Raw genomic sequence first — 15281 nt, forward strand, 5'->3', positions numbered from 1 at the left:
TGAAAATTCGCAAAACCCCTGTATTTGGCAATTATTAGGCTATTTTTTGTATCAAGCTGAAAGCAAAAGTGAAGGCTGCCAAGAGCTTGTGTCAATGCTAAACTTGTCACCGAGTTGGCGCCGATTTGCTTGATCCGCTTGCGGGCGCCTCATAAATCCAGCTAAAGAAAGGTCCGTATGACATCTTCGTCCTCCTCTTCGGGCGCAGCGCCCCAAAATCAAGCCTCCGCAAATGACGTTCGATCCGTGGGGGTTGTGCATACCCAATTTTTACAATTCAACGAGCCATTGGCACTGGCTAGCGGCCACACGCTGAACGAATACGAGCTGGCAATCGAAACGTATGGCAAATTGAACGCAGATGCCAGCAACGCAGTATTGATATGTCATGCACTGAATGCTTCGCATCATGTTGCGGGGATATCCGCCGAAAATCCTGATGATATTGGTTGGTGGGACAACATGGTCGGACCGGGCAAGCCGGTAGATACAGATGTCTTCTTTGTGATTGGTATCAATAATTTAGGTTCTTGTTTCGGATCAACCGGTCCTGCTTCAATTCGTCCGGAAACGGGCCAGCCGTGGGGGGCGGATTTTCCGGTCTTGACTGTAGAGGACTGGGTGGCTGCGCAAGCGCGCGTTGCGGATCGGTTGGGAATTGAGCGTTTTGCCGCTGTGATGGGTGGTTCGTTAGGCGGAATGCAGGCATTGAGCTGGTCGATTATTTTGCCTCATCGGGTTGCTCATTGCGTGGTGATTGCGAGCACCCCTAGACTGTCGGCGCAAAATATCGCATTTAACGAAGTTGCCCGTCGCGCCATCATTACAGATCCGCAGTTTCATGGCGGGCATTACTATGCCCACAATACCGTGCCTAAACATGGATTGTCTGTTGCCCGTATGGTTGGGCATATCACCTATCTGTCTGATGACGATATGGCTGAAAAATTCGGCCGTACTCAGCGTGAGCCGGCGGCAGGCGGTGATTATCACTATGGATACGGAGTCGAATTCGAAGTGGAGTCGTATCTGCGTTACCAGGGTGAAAAGTTCTCGCGATATTTTGATGCAAACACTTATTTGCTGATCACGAGGGCCTTGGATTATTTTGATCCTGCGCGCGAGACGGATGGCGATCTGGCGCGCGCGCTTAATCCGGCAAAAGCAGATTATTTGTTGGTCTCTTTTACGACGGATTGGCGATTTGCCCCCGAGAGATCACGTGAGATCGTGCGAGCCTTGCTACAAAACGGTCAGCCTGTGACCTATGCCGAAATCGATGCGCCCCATGGACATGATGCATTTTTATTGGATGATTCCCGATACCATGGCGTGATGCGGGCCTATTTTTCCCGAATCGCGACAACGATTCCGAATGCGTCGATTTCAAATGAGGTGTCGGCATGATGACAAATAATGTCCGATTGCGTGATGATCTTGCGCGTATTTCAGATTGGATTGAGCCCGAGCGAAGAGTGCTTGATCTGGGATGTGGTGATGGCACTTTGCTGGCCTATCTCAAGCAAACCAAGCGGGTTCAGGGTGTTGGCGTCGAAATTAGCGATGAAAGGGTACTGGCTTGCGTTCAGCGCGGCGTGCATGTGATACAGCAAAACCTTGAAGACGGATTGGCGATGTTTGATGACCAGCAATTCGATACTGTGGTGTTGTCTCAGACCTTGCAATCCATGCACAACACAGAACACATCCTGCGTGAAATGGCCAGGGTGGCACGGCAAGGAGTGGTTTCGTTCCCTAATTTCGGTTATTGGCCGCATGGGTGGTCGATTCTGATGGGGCGCATGCCTGTCACCGGACAGATGCCCTATGACTGGTATGACACGCCCAATATCCATCTTTGCACACTGAAGGATTTCGAGAGACTGGCAGACAAGCTGGGATTTACGATATTGGAGCGAGCCACTTTCAACGATTCGCATGAGGTCAAATGGTTGGCCGGTTGGCGTAGTACGCTTGCGGCATACCGTTTTACCGCACGTCCCGGCTAGGATGAGTCGATAATGAACAAACCGTCTGTAACACAACCATCCGATTCGGTCGTGACGGGGGGGGAGAATCCTCAGCCCTTAAAGGCATCGCAACTCTATCTGCGACGACGTGTTGCGCCATTGCTGGCGCTTGGTTTTGCCAGCGGATTGCCGCTTGCGCTCACTGGTGGAACGTTGCAGGCTTGGGCGACAGTTGAGAATGTATCGCTCCAGGAAATCGGATTTCTGACGCTTGTTGGTTCCGCTTACACGCTTAAATTTTTATGGGCTCCCCTGATCGATCGCTATGCACCCCCGTTTCTGGGGCGTCGAAGGGGCTGGATGCTGTTGATGCAAATCATGTTGGCGCTTGGGCTGATGCTGATGGGACTGCTTTCTCCGGGGCAGGCTTTGTTGCCATTGGCGTTTGTTGCTGTTGGGGTCGCATTTTTTTCGGCTAGCCAGGACATCGCGTTTGATGCCTATAGAAGTGATGTCCTGCACAAGGAAGAGCGAGGCGCCGGCGCCGCATTATCCGTGTTGGGTTACCGTCTTGCCATGCTCGTATCCGGAGGGCTCGCATTGATTTTGGCTGATCAGTGGCTGGGATGGGGGCGCATGTACATATTGATGGCGCTATTGATGCTGATCTGCGCGCTAGCGACGTTCTGGGCGCCTGAACCGCAAGAGCAGGCTCAGCCGCCGCGGTCCCTGACACTTGCAGTTATAGAGCCATTCAAGGAATTTTTCTCGCGGCCCGAAGCGCTTACTGTACTTGTGTTGATCGTTCTCTATAAGCTTGGTGATGCTTTTGCCGGTGCGCTATCGACAACTTTCCTGATTCGCGCCGCCGGATTTACTGCAACCGAAGTTGGTACGGTCAACAAGTTGTTGGGGCTGGCGGCAACAATCGTTGGCGCGCTGACCGGCGGGGCTTTGATGGCCAAGCTTGGTTTGTATCGTTCGTTATTGTTTTTTGGAATATTGCAGGGTGTATCCAATCTAGGCTTTTGGCTGATATCCGTAAGTCCGCACAGCATTTTGCTGATGGCACTTGCCATTGGCCTTGAAAATTTGTGTGGCGGCATGGGAACGGCCGCATTTGTCGCATTGCTGATGGGTCTGTGCAATCGTCAGTTTTCGGCAACGCAATTTGCTTTGCTTTCCGCTTTGTCCGCTGTTGGACGCACATATCTGGCCGGACCTTTAACTCCGCCGTTAGTTCAATTCGCAGGATGGCCAACCTTTTTTGTGTTGACCGTGCTGATCGCGATTCCCGGTTTGTTGCTTCTGGTATGGCGTCGCAAGGATATTGAGCGAATAGACTCTCTTTGAGTTGTCAGCGCAAGGTTACGTCGTAATCGATCGTGAGCGGGGCATGGTCGGAGAATCGCTGATCCTTATAAATGCTTGTCGCGCGAGCCTTCGCTGCGATTCCAGGCGTGGTGAGTTGATAATCAAGCCGCCACCCGACGTTCTTAGCCCACGCTTGGCCGCGATTGCTCCACCAGGTGTATTGTTCAGGTCGTGGATCTAGTTGCCTGAAAACATCGACAAACCCTATTTCATCGATCACATGCGTCATCCATGCGCGCTCTTCGGGCGTAAAGCCGGAATTCTTCTGATTGGACTTCCAGTTTTTAAGATCGATCTCCTTGTGGGCGATGTTCCAGTCCGCGCAGATGACATATTCGCGACCTGAATTTTTGTGGTCATCCATCAAGTTTTGTAACCAGGGGCCGAATTTTTCCAGAAATCTAAACTTGGCCTCTTGTCGTTCGGGGCCGCTTGATCCTGAAGGCAGATAAGCGCTGATGACGGAAATATCTTTCCAGTCCGCCCGCAGTATTCGACCTTCACTATCGAACTCTTCGCATGCCATGCCTCGCAAAATACGCTCCGGCTGCTGACGCAGATATATGCCAACCCCGCTGTAGCCTTTCTTCTCGGCGGTGCAGAAATGTCCGTTGTAGTCCAGCGGATGTTGCAAGTCATCATGGATATCCGCAAGGTGAGCTTTAAGCTCTTGCAGACACAAGATATCGGCTTGATTGATTTTGAGCCAGTCAAGCAACCCTTTGTTGTAGGCTGAGCGAATGCCGTTCAGGTTAAGTGAAGTGATACGAAGCAAGGAATACTCCAGGTCGGTGAGATAATGTCGCCCATGCCACACATTTCAGGAGTGCTCATGTCAACGGGTTCGGATCGTCTTGCGTTTGTTCAATTTGCCTTGAATCAAGGGGTGCTTAGGTTTGGTAGTTTCGTAACAAAATCCGGGCGCACCAGTCCATATTTCTTTAATGCCGGTCTGTTCAATTCAGGTGCCTCGGTCGGGCGATTATCGCAATTTTATGCGCAAGCGCTAGTAGATTCCAAAGTTCCGTTCGATATGTTGTTTGGACCGGCTTACAAGGGAATACCGCTGGCCACGGCGACATCCGTAGCGCTTGCCGGACATGCCGCGATGCAGGGACGAGATATCCCGTTTGCTTATAACCGTAAAGAAGCAAAAGATCATGGCGAGGGTGGCGTCTTGGTGGGGGCTCCTCTCAAGGGTAAGGTTGTGATTATCGATGATGTGATCACTGCGGGCACTTCGGTTCGTGAATCGGTCGATATTATTCGTGGTGCCGGGGCGCAGCCTGCAGCCGTATTGATCGCCATGGATCGGATGGAGCGCGCAGGCAGTGAGGGGCAATTATCCGCTCATTCGGCAGTCCAGGAGGTTGAGCAGCGTTATGGATTGCCCGTCATCAGCATTGCTTCGCTAACGGATATTCTGGCGCTGCTTGAAAACAATCCCGAGTTTGCGCAGTATAAAAACGCTGTGCTGGACTACCGTACGCGTTACGGAATTTGATCTGATTTGCACTGAACTTGGTTCGCGAGACGCAGTTTGTGACCGCGAACCAAGTGATGCATCACAGTTTATGCATCCAGTTTTGACTTCAGTACGTCGTTAACTTGTTGAGGGTTGGCCTTTCCTTTTGCCGCTTTCATGATTTGACCGACCAGGGAGTTGAATGCCTTTTGTTTTCCGGCTCGGTATTCGGCAACAATGGCTGGATTGTCCGCGAGAACGGCATCAATCATTCCTTCGATTGCTCCCGAGTCGCTGATTTGTTTCAGCCCTTTGGCTTCGATGATCGCGTCAGGTTGTCCGCCTTGCTCACCTGCCCACATGGCAGCAAAAACATCTCTGGCAATCTTGTTTGAAATGGTTCCGTCGATGATGCGATTGAGCAATGCAGCAAGCATTGCTGCCGAGACAGGTGACTCCGAGATGTGTTTTTCTTCCCGATTTAAAACGGCAGATACTTCACCCATGATCCAGTTGGCGGCCATTTTGGCTTGTCCGGCAGGAAGCGCCTTCGCTGTCTGTTCGAAGTATTCGGCAAGCTCGCGACTAGATGTCAGGTTCGCTGCGTCTACCGGGGCAAGTCCATAGTCGCCGACAAACCGGGAGCGCAAATTGGCTGGTAGCTCAGGCATGGATTGACGGACGGCTTCGATCCATTCCGGGGCAATCACCAGCGGTGGCAAGTCAGGATCGGGGAAGTAGCGATAGTCGTGCGCGTCTTCTTTGCTGCGCATGCTTCGTGTTTCGTCGCGGTCAGCATCGTAGAGGCGGGTTTCTTGAACGACTTTTCCGCCGTCTTCGATTAGTTCGATCTGTCTGCGTACTTCATACTGAATTGCCCGCTCCAGAAATCGGAAGGAGTTGACGTTTTTGACTTCACAGCGCGTACCAAATTCCTTTTGTCCTTCCGGACGGACAGAAACGTTCGCATCGATTCGAAAGGAGCCCTCTTGCATATTGCCATCGCAAATGCCAAGCCACATGACAAGACTGTGTAGTGTTTTTGCGTAGGCGACGGCTTCAGCGGCAGAGCGCAACTCAGGCTCCGTTACGATTTCCAGAAGCGGGGTTCCGCAACGGTTCAGATCGATTCCGCTGGATGCTTCGCCGTGCGGGCCGACAAAGTCGTCATGCATGGACTTGCCTGCATCTTCTTCGAGATGAGCACGCGTGAGGTTGAGTGTTTTCTCGACATCTCCGACAAAGAATGAAACTTTGCCGCCAATGACTACCGGATGATCCATCTGGCTGATCTGATAGTTTTTGGGCAGATCCGGATAGAAATAGTTTTTGCGAGCGAAAACCGAGTAGGGGGCGACAGTTGCGTCTATCGCCAAACCGAAGCGAATGGCTCTTTCGACTGCTCCAATATTCAGCACAGGCAGCGTGCCCGGTAACGCCATGTCCACTTCATTGGCTTGGGTATTGGGCAAAGCGCCGTAGCGCGTGCTGCTACCCGAAAAAATCTTGGTTTGAGTCGAAAGCTGTACGTGTGTTTCGAGTCCGATGACGACTTCCCATGCCATTATGCTTGCCCCGCGTTGCGTTGATGCCAGTCAGTGACCTGCTGATATTGATGGGCGACGGCCAGTAGGCGTCCTTCATCAAAATAGTTGCCGATGATTTGCAGGCCGATCGGCAACTGCTTGCCTGAAGCTCCGGAAGCAAAACCGCATGGAATGGACATGCCGGGAAGTCCGGCCAGGTTTAGGCTGAGAGTGTATATGTCGGCCAACCAATCTGCGGTTGGATCATCGGTGTTAGTGCCTATCTGTTTTGCCACGGCAGGCGTAACCGGCCCCATGATGACATCGCATTGCGCACCTAATGCAGACTTGAAGTCGTCGACGATGAGTCGGCGTAACCTCTGAGCCTGCAGGTAATAGGCATCATAATAGCCATGGGAAAGCACATAGGTGCCGATCAAAATGCGTCGCTGAACTTCAGAGCCAAAACCCTCAGCGCGCGAACGTCCTGTCATATCGGCCAAATCCGTATAGGATTCACTGCGATGGCCATATCGCACGCCGTCGTAGCGAGAAAGATTGCTGGAGGCTTCAGCCGGAGCAATGACGTAATAAGCCGGAATCGACAGACGTGTGCGCGGCAGGGAAATTTCAACACGCTTTGCACCAAGCTTTTCGAATTGTGCAAGCGCGTTTTCGATCGCGTTGGCGACATCGGTTGATAAGCCTTCACCAAAATATTCTTTAGGAACGCCTATGCGTAAATCTTTCAGAGGGAGGGTGGCATCCAGTCCGAAGCGTTGATTATGCATAGCAAAGTCGTTTCGGATTCGTCCCTGCGTGTTCGCAATACCGTTGCAATATTCGGCGCTAGTCGAGTCGCGGTGATCAAAACCACTCATGGTGTCCAGGACTTCGACAAGATCTTCCGCGCTGCGTGCTATCGGTCCAGCCTGATCCAAGCTGGATCCATAAGCAATCATTCCGTAGCGCGACACGGTGCCATAGGTGGGTTTGATTCCACTGACGCCGCAAAGCGCGGCGGGTTGGCGAACAGATCCACCTGTGTCTGTTCCTGTTGAAGCCATGACAAGTCGTGCGGCAACAGCCGCAGCCGATGCGCCGGAGGATCCGCCAGGGACGGCTGTCGAATCCCAAGGATTTTGCGTGGGACCAAAGGCTGAATGTTCGTTGCTTGAGCCCATGGCGAATTCATCGCAGTTCAGTTTGCCTAAGGAAACAGTGCCTGCTTGAAGCAGATTGTCTACAACTGTTGCGTCAAAAGGACTCACGTAATTCTTGAGCATGTTGCTGCCTGCCGTGCTGCGCCATCCGCGAGTGACAAACACGTCTTTGTGGGCGATTGGAATCCCTGTCAGCGGTCCGCCCGTGCCTTCAGCCAGTTTTTTGTCGGCCAGACGTGCCTGGTCAAGCGTCAAGCCAGCGTCGACGTGCACAAATGCGTTTAACGGCTGTTGCGTTTGAATCTGTCGCAGGCAATCCTGGGCCAATTCAGTCGCGCTGATTTTTTTGCTTTGCAGGGCATGACGCAGTGCTGTCAGGCCGTCAAATTGATGAAGTACGGAGGCCATCTTATTCAATCACCTTGGGGACCAGAAATAATCCATCGCGCGCGCCGGGGGCATTTGCCATCAAGGCCAGTCGCCGTTCGGTTGAACCCGCTTCGGTCACGATATCCTCGCGAAGGCGTAGTTGGATATCGGAGGTGGCGGCCAAAGGGTGGGCAAGTGGCTCGATCCCCTTGGTGTCGACTGCTTGAAGCTCTTGAATCAAGCCCAGAATTTCGCCAAGTTCGATTTGAGCTCGGCTAATTTGCTCGTTAGTGAGTCGCAGGCGTGCCAGACGCGCGATGCGAATGACTTCTTGTTCGGTAAAAGCCATAAATTTCGCTTTAATCAGAGTTTGTACATGTAAGCAAGTAATCCCTAGGGCGTACTCGAAAACATGCGGTTTTGACCATGAAGAGGGTCGGGGAATATCCGGATGAGCCAATGGTTGTCTTGACGAATCCAGACGAATTATAAGTTATGATAAGGGGCTATTCGCAGCGTGTTGAGAACACGTTCCACGCTAGCGTTTGCCCAAATGTCCGCACGATTAACGCGTGCTTCAATTTTTCTCTGGCTGAGCTCTCATGTTCGGATTCCTCCGTAGTTATTTTTCCAGTGATATGGCGATCGATCTCGGTACCGCCAACACGCTCATTTATGTTCGTGGTAAAGGTATCGTCCTGGACGAACCGTCCGTAGTCGCCATACGTCATGATGGTGGACCGGGAGGCAAAAAAATTATTCAAGCAGTGGGTCGCGAAGCAAAGCAGATGTTGGGCCGCGTTCCCGGAAACATCGAAGCGATTCGACCGATGAAAGATGGGGTGATCGCCGACTTCACCGTGACTGAGCAGATGCTCAAGCAATTCATACGTATGGTGCATCCACGTAACATGCTTGCGCCAAGTCCTCGAATTATTGTTTGCGTTCCTTGCGGGTCCACACAAGTCGAACGTCGAGCCATCCGCGAATCCGCACTTGGCGCCGGCGCAAGTCAGGTTTATCTGATCGAAGAGCCTATGGCCGCCGCAATCGGCGCGGGCCTGAATGTATCGGATGCAAGCGGATCCATGGTGGTGGATATCGGAGGCGGCACAACCGAAGTCGCCGTGATTTCGCTAGGCGGCATGGTCTACAAAGGATCCGTTCGGGTTGGCGGCGATAAGTTCGATGAGGCTATCGTCAACTACATTCGCCGTAATTACGGAATGCTGATTGGCGAACCGACCGCCGAGCTGATCAAGAAAGAAATTGGGTCTGCCTTTCCAGGATCTGAAGTGCGTGAGATCGAAGTGAAGGGGCGCAATCTTGCTGAAGGTGTGCCGCGTAGCTTTACCGTCTCGTCCAACGAAATTCTCGAATCCCTGACTGATCCGCTCAATCAAATTGTGTCCGCAGTCAAAATCGCTCTGGAGAATACTCCTCCAGAGTTGGGAGCTGATATTACCGATAAGGGAATCTCTTTGACGGGTGGTGGCGCGCTTTTGCGAGATCTGGATCGTTTGCTTCAGGAGGAAACCGGGTTGCCGGTTATTGTGGCCGAAGATCCACTGACGTGTGTGGTGCGTGGATGTGGTGACGCTCTGGAGCATCTCGAAAAGCTCGGCGCGATTTTTATCAACGACTAATCAAGTCTGCGGACCCGGTTTGAATGTTTCGGGTTCCGTCTGAAATGTGTTTGTCGCCGTGCTGACGGCATGGCGCTCTGTTCGTATTGAGTTTTCATGCAACGACATGCCACCCTCAGGTTGTTTCGACGTGGCCCGGCCGCAGAGGTCAAGCTTGCTTTGCTTGCTCTGATAGCAATCGTCTTGCTTGTTTCCGATGCAAATTGGAAAACCCTCAATCCCTTGCGTCAAGCTGTTTCCGTATTTCTTTATCCTTTTCAACGTGCCGTCATGTTGCCTCGCGATGCGGTGGTGACCATGGGCGATTGGTATAACGCAGCGGCTGAAATCCGGGCCGAAAACGAAGGATTGCAGCGTCAGCGAATCGAGCTGGCGCAGATGACCAGCCATTCTGCTCAACTAGCGGCGGAGAACGCGCAACTCAGACGACTGATGGGCGTATTCGATAAGGCGGTCGATCAGCCTGCCATCGTAGTGGAGGTTCTTTACGAACCCGCTAATGCATTCAATAGGCGCATTGTTTTTAATAAAGGTAGTCGCGATGGTATTTTGCCGGGAATGCCTGTGATTGATGAGGGTGGGGTGGTCGGGCAGATCATTCGCGTAACCCCCATGTCTTCTGAGGCTGCCATGTTGACCGACGAGGTTGTATCGATTCCGGTTCAGATTTTGCGAAACGGACTGCGTTTAATTGCCTTTGGCTCGACAACACCCGGCAAGGTCGAAGTGCGTTATTTTTCGAGTGATGCCGATATTCGTGAAGACGACTTACTGGTGACAAGTGGTGTGGGCGGGGTATTTCCACCCGGTTTATCGGTCGGTAAAATCGAAAAGGTTGAGCGAAATTCTTCAACCGGTTTTGCCCGTGCTCAAGCGCAGCCATCTTCGCATCCAGAACGATACCGACACTTTTTGATTTTGCAGGTGCCGCTGGATCAGGGCGTGGCACCATTTGCCGTCAAACCTTCCATCCCCAATTCGGAGCAAAGTGGTGCGACGTCAAAATCAAAGTGAACATTCCGGTTTGCGTGTCCGCTCAGCTCGCCCACCTGTCCCCCGGCCTCATGGTGTTCACCCCGATCCTATCGAGAACGCGGCAAGTCCGCGCTTTATTTGGGGGACGTTGATCGCTGTCTTCATGTTGTCTTTGCTTCCCTGGCGTCAGTGGCAAGCCGCGCCCGATCTGCTTTTGCTGGTGATTGCTTTTTGGGCAGTGCACGACTCCAGAAGGGTTGGGATGCTGGTGGGGTTTGTGTTCGGCCTAATGATGGATGTGCATGATGTCGGCCCATTGGGTTTGCAGGCACTGACCTACACGATTGTTTGCTATGGAGCGAATGTGTTGCATCGACGACTATTGCGCTTTGATCTCTGGAGCCAGGGATTGCATATGCTGCCAGTTTTTTTCTTTGCAAAACTGTCCGGCGTTCTGATCAATGCTTGGCTGGCGAATTATTGGGCCGGCTGGACGTGGACCATTGGCGTTATTTTGACTGCAGCCCTTTGGCCAGCGGTTGGCTGGCTGCTTTTACTGCCTCAGCATCGTATGTCCGATGCCGATGCCACTTCAGTCTAATGGTCGGTTCGGCATGTTCGAGTTTAAAAAAACCAGCCAACAGCAGAAAGGACGCTTTTTGCTGCGCGCCTTGGTTGCGGGGGCGGTAGCGCTCATCTGCTTCGGATTATTGGTTGGTCGGTTCTGGGTTTTGCAGGTTGAGCGTCATGAAGGCCTAGCCGCTCGGGCGGACAGTAATCGGATTGCAGTGGTTCCGATTCCGCCCAGACGCGGTGAAATCGTTGATCGCAATGGCGAAGTGCTAGCGCGTAACCATTTAAGCTATACCCTCGAGGTTGTGCCTGCCCGTGTCGGAAATCTAGACGAACTTTTCAGTCAGTTGATGCCGATCGTCCATATCAGCAGTGTTGATCAGCGACGCTTTAAAAGACGTGTTGCCGAGTCGGGTCGCTATTCGAGTGTGGTGTTGCGTAATAATTTAAATGAAACCGAAGCCGCCTGGTTTTCGGCCCACTCGTTTAATTTTCCCGGTGTCGAATTACGGGCTCGCTGGGTCAGAGAGTACCCGCAAGGAAAATCGGCTGCCCATGTCATAGGATATATCGGTCGCATTTCAGAGTCGGACCTCAACGAGCTGGATGATTCAGGGCGGTTGGGTAACTATCGCGGTACGGACGTCATCGGTAAAAAAGGAATCGAGAAAACATACGAGACAGCTTTGCACGGCAAGACAGGCGTTCAGGAAGTTGAGGTGACTGCCAGGGGAAAGCCGGTTCGTGTTTTACGTCGGACAGATCCGATTCCGGGCTCGAACCTGGTGCTTTCGCTTGATATGAATCTTCAGCGGGTCGCAGAGGATGCTTTCAAAGATCAACGTGGGGCACTGGTTGCCATTGAGCCGGCCACAGGCGATGTACTTGCATTTGTATCGCAACCATCCTTCGATCCGAATCTGTTTATTGATGGGATTGATGTCGAAAGCTGGAAGCAACTAAACGAATCGCCGGACCATCCTCTTGTGAACCGTCCGATCAGTGGAACATATCCGATTGGTTCCACGTATAAACCATTTGTTGCGTTGGCCGCACTTGAATTGAACAAGCGTCGAGCCACGGATCGGATTTCCGATCCTGGATATTTTGAGTTTGGTGGCCAAAGGTTTCGAAATTCAGGGTCAACAGCATTCGGTTCAATCGATATGCATTTTGCGTTAGTTGTATCCTCGGATACTTACTTTTATTCCCTTGGACCCGAAATTGGCGTGAATGGTTTGCATGATTTCATGAAGCCTTTCAGCTTCGGCCAGTTGACGGGTATTGATATCGATGGGGAAAAGCGCGGGGTACTCCCTTCGACGGACTGGAAACGTAGTGCTTATAAAAAGAAAGAACAGCAGCGTTGGTATGCTGGAGAAACCATATCTGTTGCCGTCGGACAAGGCTATAACTCTTTCACCTTGATGCAGTTGGCCCAGGCCACTGCTGTTTTGGCCAATGATGGGACCTATATGAAACCTCACTTGGTCAAGCAAATCGAAAATGCCACTACGGGGGAGCGAAAGCCAACTGTTGCCGAAGCGTCATACAAAATTCCACTGAAGAAAGAAAATATCCAGGTTATTAAAAGGGCGTTGGCCGATGTCACCACTTCCGGTACGGCTAGGCAAGCATTCGCAGGTTCAGCTTATGCCGCAGCCGGAAAGACCGGAACTGCACAGGTATATAGCTTGCGGGGTTCCAAATACCGTGCCAACGCGATCGATGAAAGATTGCGTGACCATGCCTTGTTCATGGCGTTCGCACCGGCAGCGAACCCGACGATCGCAGTTGCTATTATTGTTGAAAATGCTGGCTGGGGTGGAAGTGTTGCCGCACCGATCGCTCGCAAGGTGTTTGATGCCTGGTTGCTTAAAGGGCAAGACAAACCTAAATCCCCGGTAACGTCTCAAGTCAAGCAGACAGTGACCGAACGACCCGTAGTCGAAAGCAAAGAAGTCGAGTCGACGCAATGAAATATATATTCAATTTTTTGCGAAGAATGGTCCATGCGATTGATTGGCCGTTGATGCTGATTTTGATGGTGCTTGCGCTGGTGGGGTTGTTGGTGATGCATTCCGCTGTTGGCGGGACTGATTGGCGCTTTGCGGACCAGAGTCGAAATTTCATTGTTGCATTCCTTGCGATGTGGATCGTCGCAATGACGCCACCGCACATTATTTCCAAGCTTGCCGTGCCGTTTTATGTTGTCGGTGTCTTGTTATTGCTTGGCGTGTTCTTTTTTGGCGATACGAGCAAAGGCGCCACCCGTTGGCTTAATCTGGGCTTTACGCGAATTCAGCCGTCTGAAATGATGAAGATTGCAGCACCACTGATGCTTGCCTGGTATTTCAGCTTTCGTGAAGGAACGATGCGATTTTTTGATTTTTTCGTCTCGGCCGTATTGCTGGCGATTCCTTTTTTGCTGATCGTCAAACAGCCCGATTTAGGAACGGCATTATTAGTGTTTGGCGCAGGCTTTTGCGTGATTTATTTTGCCGGACTTCCTTTTAAGTTGTTATTGCCTGTCGTGATCGTTGGCGTGATCGGCATCGGTTCAATCATCGCTTTTCAGGAAGATTTGTGCGATGACGACTTTGATTGGGTCGTTTTACATGACTATCAAAAACATCGTATTTGCACATTGCTTGATCCGAGCACCGATCCTTTGGGCAAGGGGTTTCATACGATTCAATCCACCATCGCCGTAGGTTCGGGTGGTGTTTACGGCAAAGGGTATATGAACGGAACGCAGACACACCTGGACTTTATTCCCGAAAGGACGACAGACTTTATCTTCGCCGTCTTTTCCGAAGAGTTTGGTTTGTATGGCGGCGTCATGTTGCTTTTGCTTTATTCCCTCTTGCTGGCACGAGGTTTGACCATCGCGGTGAGGGCTCCGACGCACTTCAGTCGCCTGCTTGCCGGTGCGCTGACAATGGTTTTATTCATTTATGTATTCGTAAATATCGGAATGGTGACGGGAATTCTTCCTGTCGTGGGCGTGCCCCTGCCATTGCTAAGTTATGGCGGTACGGCATTGCTGACAATAGGCATTGCTTGCGGTATTTTGATGAGCATCAGTAAATATCGGCCGCCGCAGCAGTAACTCATCAATCGTTCAGCCGAGCATATTGTCAGTTAAAAGTCCTTTGAGCAATTTTCGTACGGGCGCGGGCAAACCGAGAGTGTGCAGATCTTTGACCGTGATCCATTCGAGCCGGTCTGTTCGAGTCGCAATCTGAGACTTGGTAAAACGGTTGCTTCCAAGATAGGCAATGACCGGAAAGATCGTCAGCCTGAAATGCGTGAACACATGTTGAAACGGCGTCAGGCTGTGAGTTTGTTTTGCCTTCAAGCCAAAACGATCGCAATATTGTTCAACCGGTGTATCGCTTTGAACTTCCGGCAAGCTCCATAATCCGCCCCAGATACCCGATTCGGGACGCTTTTCAAGCAGAATTCTGCCTTGATGGCATGCGATAAGCATGCCAGTAGTACGTTCGGGAGTCGTTTTGCGTGCTCGAGGCCAGGGTAATTCGCGCGTGCGGCCTTGGATATGGGCTTGGCAATCTTTTTTTATCGGACAAGTCAGGCACGCTGGTTGATGTTTTGTGCAAAGTGTCGCGCCTAGATCCATCAATCCCTGTGTATACGCTGTCATGATATCCGGATCCCGTTTGAGTTGGATCGCGGTGGGTAAGGCGTCGGTCGCTTGCTTCCATAGTGATTGTTCGACTGGCTTGGTTGTTACATCGCCTTCGATTGCAAAATACCTGGCGAATACCCGCTTGACGTTGCCATCCAATATGGCGATGCGTTCGGCATAACAAAAGGATGCTATCGCCGCGGCAGTGGATGGTCCGATGCCTGGCAAAGTTGCGAGTCGTTTCGCATCGGGTGGGAATCGTCCTCCCCAGTCCTGCATAACGGATCGAGCACATGCGTGAAGGTTGCGGGCCCTTGCGTAGTATCCCAGGCCGGCCCAAAGCGACATGACATCTTCTGCCGGTGCGCAAGCTAGTGCTTCCACATCCGGAAAACGATCCATAAATCGCTGATAGTACGGAACAACTGCCGCAACTTGTGTTTGTTGCAACATGATTTCCGAGAGCCACACCCGATAGGGGTCCTTAGTGTTTTGCCAGGGCAAGTCGTGCCTGCCGTGCTGACGTTGCCAGGCAACCAATCGGGTCGCAAGCTTGAACGCCATGACC

General features: G+C 51.8%; 14 protein-coding genes. 9 read left to right on the forward strand and 5 right to left on the reverse strand.

All coding sequences use genetic code 11. The annotated features are described in order from the left end of the window. Positions 1-177 precede the first annotated feature (177 nt). From metX to G3I67_RS13270, 3 genes are read left to right on the forward strand one after another with little or no spacing between them, the layout of a single operon-like run. Complete coding sequence (gene metX / locus G3I67_RS13260) at positions 178-1407, forward strand: homoserine O-succinyltransferase MetX (RefSeq protein WP_163656017.1); 1230 nt, start codon at positions 178-180, stop codon at positions 1405-1407. Next, complete coding sequence (gene metW, locus G3I67_RS13265) at positions 1404-2009, forward strand: methionine biosynthesis protein MetW (protein WP_163656018.1); 606 nt, start codon at positions 1404-1406, stop codon at positions 2007-2009. The genes metX and metW overlap by 4 nt, the downstream gene beginning before the upstream one ends. A 12-nt stretch (positions 2010-2021) precedes the next feature. Continuing rightward, a complete protein-coding gene (locus G3I67_RS13270; RefSeq protein ID WP_163656019.1) occupies positions 2022-3323 on the forward strand; it encodes a muropeptide transporter in 1302 nt (433 codons plus the stop codon). Between the two features lie 4 nt (positions 3324-3327). On the opposite strand, the gene G3I67_RS13275 is transcribed toward G3I67_RS13270, so the two are convergent. After that, positions 3328-4119, reverse strand: coding sequence for an exodeoxyribonuclease III (locus G3I67_RS13275; RefSeq protein ID WP_163656020.1), 792 nt, complete (start codon positions 4117-4119; stop codon positions 3328-3330). Between the two features lie 57 nt (positions 4120-4176). Between G3I67_RS13275 and pyrE the strand changes: the two genes are divergently transcribed. Next, positions 4177-4848 (forward strand): orotate phosphoribosyltransferase, encoded by a 672-nt coding sequence (gene pyrE / locus G3I67_RS13280; protein WP_163656021.1) that lies wholly within the window; start codon positions 4177-4179, stop codon positions 4846-4848. Between the two features lie 68 nt (positions 4849-4916). Here pyrE and gatB read toward each other — a convergent pair whose 3' ends face one another. From gatB to gatC, 3 genes are read right to left on the reverse strand one after another with little or no spacing between them, the layout of a single operon-like run. Beyond that, on the reverse strand, positions 4917-6374 hold the full coding sequence (gene gatB, locus G3I67_RS13285; protein ID WP_163656022.1) for an Asp-tRNA(Asn)/Glu-tRNA(Gln) amidotransferase subunit GatB: 1458 nt from the start codon (positions 6372-6374) through the stop codon (positions 4917-4919). Continuing rightward, positions 6374-7906, reverse strand: coding sequence for an Asp-tRNA(Asn)/Glu-tRNA(Gln) amidotransferase subunit GatA (gene gatA / locus G3I67_RS13290; protein WP_163656023.1), 1533 nt, complete (start codon positions 7904-7906; stop codon positions 6374-6376). The genes gatB and gatA overlap by 1 nt, the downstream gene beginning before the upstream one ends. A gap of 1 nt (position 7907) precedes the next feature. Continuing rightward, positions 7908-8216: an Asp-tRNA(Asn)/Glu-tRNA(Gln) amidotransferase subunit GatC gene (gene gatC, locus G3I67_RS13295; protein WP_163656024.1), complete on the reverse strand. Its 309-nt coding sequence runs from the start codon at positions 8214-8216 to the stop codon at positions 7908-7910. Positions 8217-8469: 253 nt separating this feature from the next. Here gatC and G3I67_RS13300 point away from each other — a divergent pair, with 253 nt between their 5' ends. The 5 genes from G3I67_RS13300 (at position 8470) to rodA (ending at position 14173) form a co-directional block, all read left to right on the forward strand. Then, complete coding sequence (locus G3I67_RS13300) at positions 8470-9513, forward strand: rod shape-determining protein (protein WP_163656025.1); 1044 nt, start codon at positions 8470-8472, stop codon at positions 9511-9513. A gap of 96 nt (positions 9514-9609) precedes the next feature. Further along, on the forward strand, positions 9610-10527 hold the full coding sequence (mreC, locus tag G3I67_RS13305; RefSeq protein WP_163656026.1) for a rod shape-determining protein MreC: 918 nt from the start codon (positions 9610-9612) through the stop codon (positions 10525-10527). A gap of 10 nt (positions 10528-10537) precedes the next feature. Then, positions 10538-11089, forward strand: a complete 552-nt coding sequence (mreD, locus tag G3I67_RS13310) for a rod shape-determining protein MreD (RefSeq protein ID WP_260074573.1) — start codon at positions 10538-10540, stop codon at positions 11087-11089. Between the two features lie 13 nt (positions 11090-11102). Next, positions 11103-13040: a penicillin-binding protein 2 gene (mrdA, locus tag G3I67_RS13315; RefSeq protein ID WP_163656098.1), complete on the forward strand. Its 1938-nt coding sequence runs from the start codon at positions 11103-11105 to the stop codon at positions 13038-13040. Further along, positions 13037-14173, forward strand: a complete 1137-nt coding sequence (gene rodA / locus G3I67_RS13320; RefSeq protein WP_163656027.1) for a rod shape-determining protein RodA — start codon at positions 13037-13039, stop codon at positions 14171-14173. Before mrdA ends, rodA begins: the two co-directional genes overlap by 4 nt. Positions 14174-14185: 12 nt before the next feature. On the opposite strand, the gene mutY is transcribed toward rodA, so the two are convergent. Continuing rightward, on the reverse strand, positions 14186-15277 hold the full coding sequence (mutY, locus tag G3I67_RS13325) for an A/G-specific adenine glycosylase (RefSeq protein ID WP_163656028.1): 1092 nt from the start codon (positions 15275-15277) through the stop codon (positions 14186-14188). Positions 15278-15281 lie beyond the last annotated feature (4 nt).

The organism is Sheuella amnicola (assembly GCF_010499255.1).
GTDB lineage: Bacteria > Pseudomonadota > Gammaproteobacteria > Burkholderiales > Burkholderiaceae_B > Zwartia > Zwartia amnicola.

Bases quoted from the DNA above. Each gene is read 5' to 3' on its own strand.
- mreC (WP_163656026.1), top strand. From the start codon at position 9,610: ATGCAACGACATGCCACCCTCAGGTTGTTTCGACGTGGCCCGGCCGCA.
- G3I67_RS13300 (WP_163656025.1), top strand. From the start codon at position 8,470: ATGTTCGGATTCCTCCGTAGTTATTTTTCCAGTGATATGGCGATCGAT.
- metX (WP_163656017.1), top strand. From the start codon at position 178: ATGACATCTTCGTCCTCCTCTTCGGGCGCAGCGCCCCAAAATCAAGCC.
- rodA (WP_163656027.1), top strand. From the start codon at position 13,037: ATGAAATATATATTCAATTTTTTGCGAAGAATGGTCCATGCGATTGAT.
- mutY (WP_163656028.1), bottom strand. From the start codon at position 15,277: ATGGCGTTCAAGCTTGCGACCCGATTGGTTGCCTGGCAACGTCAGCAC.
- gatA (WP_163656023.1), bottom strand. From the start codon at position 7,906: ATGGCCTCCGTACTTCATCAATTTGACGGCCTGACAGCACTGCGTCAT.
- G3I67_RS13270 (WP_163656019.1), top strand. From the start codon at position 2,022: ATGAACAAACCGTCTGTAACACAACCATCCGATTCGGTCGTGACGGGG.
- pyrE (WP_163656021.1), top strand. From the start codon at position 4,177: ATGTCAACGGGTTCGGATCGTCTTGCGTTTGTTCAATTTGCCTTGAAT.
- gatB (WP_163656022.1), bottom strand. From the start codon at position 6,374: ATGGCATGGGAAGTCGTCATCGGACTCGAAACACACGTACAGCTTTCG.
- mrdA (WP_163656098.1), top strand. From the start codon at position 11,103: ATGTTCGAGTTTAAAAAAACCAGCCAACAGCAGAAAGGACGCTTTTTG.
- metW (WP_163656018.1), top strand. From the start codon at position 1,404: ATGATGACAAATAATGTCCGATTGCGTGATGATCTTGCGCGTATTTCA.
- gatC (WP_163656024.1), bottom strand. From the start codon at position 8,216: ATGGCTTTTACCGAACAAGAAGTCATTCGCATCGCGCGTCTGGCACGC.